10 protein-coding genes are annotated in these 12,187 nt (G+C 41.6%); all 10 read left to right on the forward strand.

The window, feature by feature from the left end:
- Positions 1-304 precede the first annotated feature (304 nt).
- The 10 genes from MHB50_RS00855 (at position 305) to MHB50_RS00900 (ending at position 12,169) form a co-directional block, all read left to right on the forward strand.
- On the forward strand, positions 305-1,294 hold the full coding sequence (locus MHB50_RS00855; protein WP_339161179.1) for a Gfo/Idh/MocA family oxidoreductase: 990 nt from the start codon (positions 305-307) through the stop codon (positions 1,292-1,294).
- A 40-nt stretch (positions 1,295-1,334) separates the two neighbouring features.
- Positions 1,335-2,357, forward strand: coding sequence for a LacI family DNA-binding transcriptional regulator (locus MHB50_RS00860; protein ID WP_205179773.1), 1,023 nt, complete (start codon positions 1,335-1,337; stop codon positions 2,355-2,357).
- A gap of 86 nt (positions 2,358-2,443) precedes the next feature.
- Positions 2,444-3,649: a diphosphate--fructose-6-phosphate 1-phosphotransferase gene (locus MHB50_RS00865; protein WP_339161183.1), complete on the forward strand. Its 1,206-nt coding sequence runs from the start codon at positions 2,444-2,446 to the stop codon at positions 3,647-3,649.
- A gap of 67 nt (positions 3,650-3,716) precedes the next feature.
- A complete protein-coding gene (iolG, locus tag MHB50_RS00870; RefSeq protein WP_339161185.1) occupies positions 3,717-4,721 on the forward strand; it encodes an inositol 2-dehydrogenase in 1,005 nt (334 codons plus the stop codon).
- Positions 4,722-4,740: 19 nt separating this feature from the next.
- A complete protein-coding gene (gene iolD / locus MHB50_RS00875; protein ID WP_339161187.1) occupies positions 4,741-6,609 on the forward strand; it encodes a 3D-(3,5/4)-trihydroxycyclohexane-1,2-dione acylhydrolase (decyclizing) in 1,869 nt (622 codons plus the stop codon).
- A 28-nt stretch (positions 6,610-6,637) separates the two neighbouring features.
- Complete coding sequence (gene iolB, locus MHB50_RS00880; RefSeq protein ID WP_339161189.1) at positions 6,638-7,447, forward strand: 5-deoxy-glucuronate isomerase; 810 nt, start codon at positions 6,638-6,640, stop codon at positions 7,445-7,447.
- Positions 7,448-7,535: 88 nt separating this feature from the next.
- A complete protein-coding gene (iolE, locus tag MHB50_RS00885; protein ID WP_339165555.1) occupies positions 7,536-8,444 on the forward strand; it encodes a myo-inosose-2 dehydratase in 909 nt (302 codons plus the stop codon).
- A 28-nt stretch (positions 8,445-8,472) separates the two neighbouring features.
- Positions 8,473-9,513: a Gfo/Idh/MocA family oxidoreductase gene (locus MHB50_RS00890; RefSeq protein ID WP_339161192.1), complete on the forward strand. Its 1,041-nt coding sequence runs from the start codon at positions 8,473-8,475 to the stop codon at positions 9,511-9,513.
- Positions 9,514-9,670: 157 nt separating this feature from the next.
- The gene (locus tag MHB50_RS00895) at positions 9,671-11,161 is read left to right on the forward strand and encodes a sugar ABC transporter ATP-binding protein (protein WP_339161194.1); all 1,491 of its coding nucleotides are present in this window, start codon (positions 9,671-9,673) and stop codon (positions 11,159-11,161) included.
- Between the two features lie 69 nt (positions 11,162-11,230).
- Positions 11,231-12,169: an ABC transporter permease gene (locus tag MHB50_RS00900; protein ID WP_339165557.1), complete on the forward strand. Its 939-nt coding sequence runs from the start codon at positions 11,231-11,233 to the stop codon at positions 12,167-12,169.
- Positions 12,170-12,187 lie beyond the last annotated feature (18 nt).

A 12,187-nucleotide genomic window follows, 5' to 3' on the forward strand; every position in this document is an offset into this window, starting at 1 on the left:
AAAAACATTTGCTTTTCTTACCTGTACAAAAAATGAGTTAGAGGCTTAAAGTGAATCCAGCTTGAGGTGTTATGACAGTAAAAATAATCATCAGCATTCAGTACACTGGCAGAGAAAAGAAGAGTGGTGATGATAGCCGTCTCGATGTGTGCATGTATCGATATTTTCCTTGCATTTACGACAAAATCTTACTAAACTTCATATTTTTTTAAAAATTATGTTGCGGACTATTCAAAAATAATATATAATTCGGTTTAAAGTAAAGCGCTTTACTTTTGAATCGAGTGAGGAGATTGAAAAGTCTATGAACAGAGTAAAATGGGGAATACTCGGAGCCGCCAATATTGCATACGATCAAGTTGTACCGGCCATTCGCCGTTCTGGTATGGGGGACGTAATTGCTGTTGCTTCTAAAAGCAAAGAAAAAGCTAAGCGCTTTCATATCTCCAAGGTATATGACTCATATGAGGAATTGCTGCGGGACGATCAAGTCGATGCCGTATATATTCCCTTGCCGAACGCACTACATAAAGAGTGGGCCGTGAAAGCCATGGCGGCACAAAAACATGTATTAGTGGAAAAGCCTGCGACCATTTCTGAGGATGATATGCAAGAAATGTGCGAAGCGGCGCAACAGAATCATGTAATCTTTATGGAAGCCTTTATGTATCAATTCCACTCTCAGCATCAGTATGTAAAGGAGCTGATGGATTCAGGGGTAATCGGTGATTATCGATATGTAAAAGCACACTTTTCATTTTTTCTGGAAGATCGGGAGGATATCCGGTTTAACAGAGAACTTGGCGGGGGAGCGTTATGGGATGTCGGATGTTATGGCATACATGCAGTTACCCAGATTGTGGGATTGCAGCCGACACATATTTCCATGATTGGAAAAGTGGATCCCGAGCATCAAGTGGACACGACCTCTGTTTGTTTTTTACAGGATGATAACAATCGTTGCGCGGAAGTCAGCGCCTCTTTTGAAGGATCATTTCTTGATCGCTATGAAATTTTTGGGGAAAAAGGCGCGATTATCGTTGAGTCGGCCTTTAGGCCGGATGTTTCAAAAGATGGAAGCGGTATCGTAAAAATGTTAGATCTCAATGGTCATGAAATACAGAGAAAGTCATTTGAGGATGATCAATATGTAAAACAAGTTAACCACTTTCAAGAGTGTGTCATCCACAATAAAACTCCGATTTATAATGAAAGCGATTCACTGAAAATCGTAAAATATTTAGAAAGTGCTTACAAATCAATGCGGAATGCTTCCAAAGTGATAGAAATATAATACAATATACATATACTTTGGAAAAACATGGTGATAAAAATTGAAAGTAACTATTTATGATGTAGCAAAGGCGGCCAATGTTTCAATTGCGACCGTTTCAAAAGTGATCAATAATACCGGGAACATCAGTGACAAGACGAGACAAAAAGTAAAACGAATTATGAAAGAGTTGGATTATTACCCCAATATGTTGGCTTCCGCATTAATGGGCAAGCAAACGAAAACAATAGGATTGCTCATTCCCGATTTAGTCAACCCGTTTTTTTCTGAATTAGCTAGAAGGATTGAAGATAGAGGGCATGAATTAGGTTATAACATTGTCATTTGCAACACCGATTATGATAGTGCCAAAGAAAACAAATATCTATTGTTATTGAAGCAAAAAAGGGTAGACGGTTTTATACTGGCTTCAGGTTTCGAAGATCTCAAGAAAGTGGAAGAATTAATAAAAGAAGAAATTCCCGTAGTGATCGTCGCCCGCGACTTTCCCATGTTTTCGGTGAATGCCGTAGCAATAGATGACTTTATGGGCGGCTATGTGGCGGCGAATCATCTAATAGAATTAGGGCATCAAAATATGGGAGTCGTCGCCAGAGATTTATGGAGTAACCGGGAAAGGCTAAGAGGCTTTCATTATGCCTTGGAAAGTCATGGTTTGCAGATCAATAAAAACTTTGATTTTATAAAGGACATTAACGACCATATTAAAGCTGGAAGACATATGACTGAAAAGTATCTTACAGGAGATAACCGGCCTACAGCCATATTTGCCTGCAATGATTTGTTGGCCGCCGGTGTCATTCAAATGGCAAAAGAATGGGGCTTACAAATTCCGGAAGATTTGTCGGTTATTGGCTTTGACAACACATCTATTGCCACAGTCATAGACCCGCCGCTAACGACTGTTGCGCAGCCAATTGAAAGTATGGGTCGAGAAGTAATGGATTTGATGGTGTCTATTATCAATGGTGAAAAAGAAGAAAAGAGCCGAGTGACTCTTCTCCCTTCATTGGTCACCAGAAAATCAACCCAAGCTTTGAATGTAGCTTGTAAAACGAATTAAACTTTTAAATTTGAAAGCCGTGCTGCTTGAATGCGTTTTTTGTATAAGTAAAGCGCTTAATCCAATCAATAAGGAAGTGTTCAACGTTGGCAGGGAACTGTCTGATTGTCCAATCGGGCGGACCGACCGCGGTCATTAATAATTCTATGGTAGGACTGCTTGATCAAATGAAACTGACAGGCATGAAAGGGAAGGTGTATGGATCAATTGGCGGCATACATGGTTTAATCAATGAATCGTTTATTGATTTAAGTACGCTGTCAGACAATGATTGCCATCGGTTGCGCTGGACACCGGGAGCTGCTCTTGGCACTTGTCGGCATAAATTGACCGGTGATGAAGTAGATCAGATCGTTAATTTATTGAAGAGAAAGGAAATTCGATATTTCTTTTATATTGGTGGGAATGGTTCTATGAATGTGGCTAAGCTGATAGACGACAGGGCAAAGACGATGGGGTTTGATCTAGTTGTAGTTGGAGTGCCGAAGTCAATCGACAATGACGTAATGGGAACGGATCATTCACCTGGATATGGAAGTGCCGCTAAGTTTCTGGCGACTTCCATATTGGATATGAAGATGGATGTGGCGAGTTTCCCTTATAGTGAGCGAATTACCATTATTGAAACGATGGGGAGGCATACTGGTTGGCTGGCTGCGGCATGTTCATTGGCCACTTGCCAAACGGATGCCAATCAAAATCTGGTATACATTCCGGAAGTTCCATTTCATCTGGAGGAATGCCTGATGAAAGTGATGCAGGCGCACGAAGAAAAAAGAGATACTTTTGTGATTGTCGCGGAAGGAATTAAAAATGATAAAGGCCAGTTGATAAATGAAAAGGATGTGGAATTTGACGCGCTGGGCCGACCGAAACTAGGAGGAGTATCAACTTATTTACAAGCTGTCATTGGGTCTGAAACCGGAATAGAGACCAGATCCATTGCCCCGAGTATTTGGCAAAGAAGCAGCATGTTGCTTTCTTCCAAAACAGATGTCCAAGAAGCGTATGAGCTCGGAAAACAGTCATGGATGTATGCGGAAAAAGGATATTCAAGCATCATGGTCGGCTTGGACAGGGAGGAGAACATTCAACATGATTATGTCATTGCTTATCGTCCCAAACCATTAGCGAGCGCGGCCGGAAAAGAAAAATTTGTGCCAATCGACTGGTACGATGAAAAAGGCAATACCATGACTGCTGAATTTATCAAATACGCAGAGCCGTTAATTCAAGGAGAAGTTTCCCTCCCGATGGAAAGGGGTCTGCCCATCTATCAACATGTAATTTAAGGATTGTTTTTAAGCATTAGTTAAGCGCTATACTGAAAACGATAATCTGTTTAAGGGAAGTGGAATCGTGAGAAAGAAAGTGAGATGCGCAGTCATAGGAGTTGGACGCCTGGGCATGATCCATGCGGCAAATCTCGTTTATCATATACCGAATGCCGAAGTTGCCACAATTGTTGCTTCGCGAATGGAGAGCGCTGAAAAAGCTGCCCGAAAGTTGGGGATTGACAAATTTACAAGCAACCTTCGGGAAGTATTAGAAGACGATGCCATTGAAGCGGTTATCATCGTCACACCAACAAATACACATGCTGAAATCATTATACAGGCTGCCAAACATAAGAAGCATATTTTTGTGGATAAGCCCATCACCGAAACGAGTGAAGAGGCGGACTCGGTGATTGAAGAATTGAAAAAACATCAGATCATTTGTCAGGTCGGTTTTATGAGAAGGTTTGATCCCTCTTATTTGGAGGCCAAAAAAAGGATTGCGCAAGGCGATATTGGTGAACCCCTTCATTTTAAAGGAGTGAGCAGAGATCCCGGGTCGCCGCCTGAGGCATATATAAAAACAAGTGGCGGAATATTCTTGGATTTGTGTATACATGATTTTGATATAGCGAGATTTTTACTTGGAAGTGAAGTGAAATCTATTCAATCCTTCGGCAAAGTACTCGTTCATCCGTTCATGAAAAAATACGATGATGCGGATCAGGCCTTGTCATATCTTGAATTTGAAAGTGGCGTGACAGCTGATATAGAAGGAAGCAGGAATTCTACCTTTGGCTATGATATTAGGGGAGAAGTGTTAGGAACTGAGGGCATGATACAAATTGGCTCGCTGCAACAACATAACAATATTATTTTTACAAAAAATAAGTCTTATTATGATACGATTCCCGACTTTCCCACTTATTTTAAAGATGCCTTTTTAATAGAAATGGAACACTTTATTGAATGTATACAAACCAATACGCAACCGAGTGTGAATGCAATGGATGGAAAGATGGCATTGCAGATTTCTGAAGCGGCCACAAAATCGTATAAAACGAATAAAAAAATATATGTGCGTTAAATAAGGGGAGTTGAAAGTGATGAAAACGATTCGACTAACGATGGCACAAGCATTGGTCAAGTTTTTAGACAATCAATATGTTCATTTTGATGGAGAAGAAAGAAAATTTGTAAAAGGTGTATTTGGAATATTCGGACACGGGAATGTGACGGGAATAGGTGAAGCATTGGAGAATCACAAAGGCGAGCTGACATATATTCAAGGTAAAAATGAACAGGGGATGGTCCATGCCGCCACTGCCTTTGCTAAACAGAAAAACCGGCTGGAGATTTATGCTTGCACCACATCGATTGGACCGGGGGCATTGAACATGGTGACTGCCGCAGCCACTGCGACAGTCAATAGAATACCCGTCTTGTTGTTGCCGGGTGATATTTTTGCCAGTCGTCAGCCCGATCCCGTTTTACAGCAAATAGAAGACCCGCGTGACTATACCGTTTCCTCTAACGATGCGTTTAAACCGGTCAGCAAATACTGGGACTGTATTTCTCGCCCTGAACAGTTGATGACCGCGGCTTTAAACGCGATGCGGGTGCTGACCGATCCAGTGGAAACAGGGGCAGTGACACTTTCCATGCCGCAAGATGTTCAGGCGGAGGCATACGATTATCCAGTCGAGTTTTTTAAAAAGAGAGTTCACTATATTGAAAGGAAAATACCATCAGATGAAGCAGTTGAGCGCGCTGTTCAACTTATCTCGAGAAAGAAATATCCGGTAATCATCGCGGGTGGAGGAGTACATTACTCATTTGCGGAAAAAGAACTGGCCCAGTTTGCCGAAGAGTTCCAAATTCCGGTAGGCGAAACCCAAGCCGGAAAAAGCGCTTTATCATGGAAGCATCCATTTAACATGGGCGGTATGGGAGCAAACGGTTCCCTGGCATCGAATGTTTTGGCGAAAAAGGCTGATTTGGTGATCGCAATTGGAACAAGGTTAACCGATTTTTCCACCTCTTCCAAATGGGCCTTTGAAAATCCGGAAGTCGAGTTTTTAAGCATAAATGTAAGCGGATTCGATGCGATGAAAATGGAATCTCAAATGCTTGTGGCTGACGCTAAAATAGCTCTTGATAAATTAACAGAAGAGTTGAAAAACAAAAGTTATCAAAGCGATTATGACCTGAATAGATTAAAAGATTTGAAAGATGAATGGACAAAAGAAGTGGATCATTATTATTCTCAAACGCTTGAAAGCGGTTTATCGCAAACCCGGGTAATTGGCGAGATTAATAGATTTATTGGTGAAAAAGATATTATCACTTGCGCGGCTGGAAGCATGCCCGGCGACCTTTTGCGATTATGGAGAACAACGGAGCCAAAAACATACAATATGGAATACGGTTTTTCCTGTATGGGTTATGAAGTGGCGGGGGCTCTGGGGGCCAAAATGGCCGCGGATGATGATCAAGAAGTATATGCTTTCGTTGGCGATGGGAGTTATCTGATGCTTCATTCAGAACTCGTGACAAGCATTCAAGAAAAGAAGAAAATAACGGTGCTTTTATTGGATAATAATGGGTTTCAATGTATACATGGCTTGCAGGTCGGTCAAGGAAGTGAAGGGTTTGGCAATGAGTTTCGCTATCGTTCGGAGGAAGACAACCGGTTAAGCGGTCCATATCTGGATATCGACTTTGCGGCCAATGCCAGGAGTATGGGGGCAAAAGGTTATACAGCCCACACAATAGATGAATTGAAAAAGGCATTGGAAATGGCTAAGCAAGAAACAGTCACTACATTGATTGATATAAAAGTTTTACCTGGCACAGGTTCTAGCACTTATGAGTCTTGGTGGCATTTGGGGGTTGCGGAAGTGTCTGAAAGTCCGAAGGTCGAACAAGCACATACGGTGATGGAAGCACATAAAAGCAAAGCAAGAAAATATTAAAACGATTAACAAATAGGAGGAATGCGCCTTGTCTACATTATTAGTAAAACCAAAAGAACAGCCTGCTGAAGATGGAAATATTCTTCGTGTCACACCGGAATCCGCCAATTGGGAATATGTAGGTTTTGAAGTGTACACATTGCGACCCGGAGAAACGTTTGCAAAAGAGACTGGGGATAGAGAGATGGCCATCGTCCTTTTATCCGGCCGTGCCAATGCAGCAACAAAATCCCAATCGTGGGCCAACATAGGAGAAAGAATGAGTGTGTTTGACGAGACCCCGGCATATACCGTGTATATTCCAAATGATGACCAAGTAAAATTGGAAGCTTTGACTGATCTGGAAATCGCTGTTTGCACGGCTCCTGGAAAAGGGACTTACGAAGCACGGCTAATTCGGCCGGAAGATGTCGATGTGGCACAACGCGGCTCTGGTTATATGGAAAGGGAGATTAATGGAATTATTCCAGAGGATAAGCCGGCCGACAGCCTTTTCGTGTTTGAAGTCTATACCCCGGCCGGAAATTGGTCCAGCTACCCGCCGCATAAGCATGATACGGATAACTATCCAAACGAAACGTATTTGGAAGAGACTTACTATCATAAAATCGATCCGGCAGAAGGTGGGTTTGCCATCCAGCGAGTTTATACGGATGATCGCACTCTTGATGAAACGATCATCGTCAACGACGGCGATGTCGTCCTCGTGCCCAAGGGGCACCATCCTTGTTCGGCACCTCCAGGTTATCGACTATATTATCTAAATGTCATGGCCGGCCCCATCCGAAAATGGAGATTTACCAATGACAAAGACCATGAGTGGTTAACAAAGCTATGATGAGGAAAATAAAGTCCATATCAGGCTTGGCTATAGGTTTTTCTATAGCCAAACCTGCAAATTCAATATAGGGGGAAGAGCTATGCCGATTGATCATCTTCCATTTAAACTGGGCATTCATCCGATTAATTGGGTTGGCGAGGATGTTTTGGAGCATGGTGACTTTTTTACATATGAGCAGGTGATGCGGGACATATCTACATTGGGATTTAGAGGGACAGAAGTCAGTAGAAAATTCCCAAAAGATCCAATTGCTTTAAAAAACGCCTTGAACAAATACAATCTTGTTTTAACAACGCAATGGAAATCTGTCTTTTTCACAGACCCAACAAGACATAAAGCCGAATTACAAGCTTATCGGGATCATGTGAAATTTCTGGCATATTTCGGGTGTAAGGTTGTGAGCACAGCCGAAATTGGCGGATCGATGCTTAATCAAGATCCCCGCCGTAAACAGGACGAAACGTTCGTTGAGCGATTGGATGATGATGGTTGGAAGTATTTAGTAGAAGGACTGCATAAAGCTGGAGAAATATGCAAGGAACATGGAATGGATTTAGTGTACCACCACCATGCGGGCACCGTGGTGGAGCAGCCGGATGAAATTGCCAGGTTGATGGAGATGACGGAACCTCATCTCGTTTCATTACTATATGATACGGGGCATGGTTATTATGGCTCCAATGATCCCGTGACATTATTGGATACGTATTTTGACAGAATAAAATATATTCATTTAAAAGATGTCCGGGAAAATATTCTGCAACGCGCTAGAGAAGAATCTTTTAGTATTCGTCAATCAATCCGCAGTGGTATTTTCACAGTCCCGGGAGAAGGTTGTTTAGATTTTGAACCGATTATCACAACGTTAATAAAAAGAGGGTATACTGGCTGGGCGTTAATAGAAGGAGAGCAAGACCCGACAATTTATCAGCCAGTTGAATATGCGAAGCGATCGTTATCATATTTACAAAAAATGGTTCATCCATTCGTTTAAAGCGGAAAAATAGTCTGGAGGGGAATTCATGAAAGAGTTCATCAGGTGTGCGGTTTTGGGACTTGGCCGCCTTGGTTACTGGCACGCTGAAAATCTTGCCACCAAAATCGAGGGCGCCAAATTGGTAAAAGTTGTAGATCCGTTACAAGGAAGAGCTGAGCAGGTTGCGCGGGAGTTGAGCGTGGACAAGTGGTCACATGATCCAATGGCCGCTTTTGAAGACGAACATATCGATGCTGTCATTATCGTTACACCAACCAGTACACATGCCGAAATGATAAAACTGGCTGCGCGACATGGGAAACATGTCTTCATAGAAAAGCCATTGACTCAAAAATTGGAAGAAGCAGATGAAGTATTGCAAGTCATCGCGGAAAACAAAATTACTTGCCAAGTGGGCTTTATGCGCAGGTTCGACCCTGCGTATGTAGAAGCCAAAAGAAGGATAGAAGCGGGAGACATTGGAACACCTCTTTACTTTAAGGCGGTCAGCCGAGATGGCAACGTGCCCCCGGAAGAGTTCATCAAATACAGTGGAGGAATCTTTTTGGATGTAGCGATTCATGATTATGATATTGCGCGCTTTCTGATGAACGATGAAATTTACTCCGTTCAATCAAGCGGGAACATCTTAATGGAGTCCAATCGGTTGATGGAGAAATATAAAGATGTAGATCAGGGCTTGTCACAAATCAGATTCAAATCAGGCGCTGCAGGAGACATTGAAACGATGAGAATCTCTTCATATGGCTATGATATCAGAGGTGAAGTGGTCGGCACCGATGGAGCCATTCAAATAGGGTCCATGAGAAATAATGATGTCAGGATCTTTAAAAAGAATGAGAGCAGCCATGATCTGGTTCAAGATTTTCCAACAAGATTTAAAAACGCGTATTTATTGGAAATGATCCATTTTATTACAGCCCTGCGCAAGGGAGAGCAGCCATTGTGTACGGCTTTAGATGGAAAAAGGGCTCTTGAAATTGCCATTGCGGCTACAAGATCATTTAATAATGGTTGCCCCGTGTTACTAAGAAATCAAGAAAAATATAAAGAAGTGATGTTATGAGTGTTCATATTGGAATATGTCATTGGTCATTACCGATTGAAGGTCCTTACGCAATCAAATTGCGAATAAAAAGAATTTGTATGCGTTTTCAAAAAGGGCAAATGATGAATACTGGGAGTCTATTGCATTACTTTTGAAAAGATAGGGGTGATTTCATATGTTGCTGGAACTAAAAAACATTAGTAAAGCTTTTTCCGGTGTTCAAGTGCTGCATGATATGAATATCGACATCAAAAAAGGTGAAGTCCATGTTCTTTTAGGAGAGAATGGGGCGGGAAAATCAACCATTATTAAAATCATCACTGGCGCATATCAAAAAGATACGGGAGAACTAAAATGGAAGGGTGAAAATCTTGTCATCAATAAACCAAGCGATGCGATTAACGCTGGAATTGGAACCATTTATCAGGAACTGAACCTTATTCCGGAGCTTTCCATAGCGGAAAATATTTTCTTGGGGCATGAAAAAAAGCGAAGTGGCAAGTTTTCATTATTAGACCGTTCGACAATGAAAAATGAAGCAAAGCAGCTGATGGAGCGTTTAGGTCAAGATATTGACCCGGATGAACTGATCCAGAACCTGGGGGTTGGTCAACAACAATTAGTAGAAATTGCGAAAGCCCTTTCTTTAAATTGTGAACTCATTATTATGGATGAACCAACATCAAGTTTAAGTGAACGGGAGGCCGAGCAACTATTAGTAACGATAGAAAGATTAAAAAAGCAAGGAATGACGATTATATATATTTCTCATCGATTGGAAGAAATCAAAAGAATCAGTGACAGAATAACGATTTTACGAGATGGCAGCAAAATTAGGACTGTTGAAACCGCCGCAACATCAATAGATGAAATGATTGCGCTGATGGTTGGCCGTTCGCTTGACAATAAATTTCCCAAAATCCAGTTTGAAAAAGGCCAAGAAGTATTTAGTGTAAAAAACGTTAAACTAACGCCGGATGCGCCAGAAATTAACTTCTCCGCATATCAAGGTGAAATTTTGGGAATTTCTGGATTAGTGGGGGCGGGACGTACTGAATTGGCCAGAGCGTTATTTGGCGCAGACCCCATTTATTCGGGAGAGGTATTTGTTTTTGGAGAAAAGCAACATATTAGAAATCCGATTGATGCCATTAAAGCCGGTTTAGCCTTTATATCTGAAAACAGAAAAGAAGAAGGATTGTTTCTCGACCAATCCCTCACCTTTAATAAGACAATCACAAAGTTAAATAAAGTAAAAAGCAAAGGACTTATTAATGTAAGGAAACAAAAAGAAGTAGCGGAAAAATATATAAAAGATTTGAGCATTAGACCCAATAATATCAACTTGTTTGTAAAGTATTTTAGCGGAGGAAACCAACAAAAAGTCGTCATTGCCAAGTGGCTCTTTACGGATGCCAAAGTGTTTATCTTTGATGAACCGACAAGAGGAATTGATGTCGGCGCAAAAGTGGAAGTATATAAATTAATGAATTCATTGGTTGAAGAGGGTGCCGGGGTAATTGTTATTTCCTCTGAGTTGCCAGAGATCCTTGGCATTTCAGATAGAATCATTGTGATGCACGAGGGAAAAATCACAGCGAATTTAAATAGAAATGAAGCAAATCAGGAAGTAATCATGAAAGCCGCGACAGGAGGTTGTTCATAAATGAAAGATCAATCAGAAGTGATCCAACAAAGCGAAATGCGTATAAAGGATCAAAACAAGTTTCGGGATATGAAATATATGGTGAATAAGTTTGGCGCATTATTTGGATTGGTCATTCTGTCGGCTGTATTTGCGATCCTTTCACCGAGCTTTATGAAATTAGACAATATTATGAATATAGCGAGGCAATTATCTATCAATGCGTTGTTGTCAATTGGCATGTTATTGCCCATTTTAACAGCGGGCATTGACTTGTCGGTAGGTTCTATTCTCGCATTTTCCATTGTGATCACCGGTGTTGTAACGGTCATGTGGGGCATGCCCCCGATTCTGGGAATATTTGTTTGTCTCTTAGTTGGAGCGTTAGCCGGTTTACTCAATGGATTGCTGTTAACCAAATTAAAATTGCCGCACCCCTTTATTTCCACTCTGGGCACAATGAATGTGTTTCGGGGGTTGGCATTAATTATTACTGGCGCGTCTCCCATTTTTGGATTTTCCTACTTAATCAACTTTGCAGGACAAGCCGATGTTGGATTTATCCCTTTTAGTTTTATTTTAGTACTTTTTGTCTGTCTCCTTTTCCATATCTTTTTAACCCGAACTGCAACAGGAAGATATATTTATGCGATAGGAGGTAATAAAGAAGCAGCTCGCTTGTCGGGTATTCCTGTTGATCGCGTATTGGTGATCGTATATACCATTAGTGGTTTAATGGCGGCACTAGGTGGATTGGTTTTGATTGGGAGAACGAATGCCGCATCCCCAATTGCCGGATTAACATATGAATTGGATGCCATTGCCGCAGTCATTATTGGCGGGGCAAGCTTTTTTGGCGGGGTCGGCACCGTATGGGGAACTTTGATAGGAGCAATGATTATTGCGGTGCTTCGCAACGGGCTTAATCTATTAGGCACTTCAACAGATGTTCAAACCGTCGTAATAGGAGTAGTGATCATACTGGCCGTTTTTGTGGATGTATTGCGCAGACGTTCCAAAAATCAGTAAATGATTTAGCGGGGGAGG

Source organism: Siminovitchia sp. FSL H7-0308 (assembly GCF_037980985.1).
Classification (GTDB): Bacteria; Bacillota; Bacilli; order Bacillales; family Bacillaceae_C; genus Siminovitchia; species Siminovitchia thermophila.

Excerpts from the sequence above, each read along its gene's own strand:
- MHB50_RS00855 (WP_339161179.1), top strand. The coding sequence starts at position 305 with ATGAACAGAGTAAAATGGGGAATACTCGGAGCCGCCAATATTGCATAC.
- MHB50_RS00895 (WP_339161194.1), top strand. The coding sequence starts at position 9,671 with ATGTTGCTGGAACTAAAAAACATTAGTAAAGCTTTTTCCGGTGTTCAA.
- MHB50_RS00890 (WP_339161192.1), top strand. The coding sequence starts at position 8,473 with ATGAAAGAGTTCATCAGGTGTGCGGTTTTGGGACTTGGCCGCCTTGGT.
- MHB50_RS00900 (WP_339165557.1), top strand. The coding sequence starts at position 11,231 with ATGAAATATATGGTGAATAAGTTTGGCGCATTATTTGGATTGGTCATT.
- iolD (WP_339161187.1), top strand. The coding sequence starts at position 4,741 with ATGAAAACGATTCGACTAACGATGGCACAAGCATTGGTCAAGTTTTTA.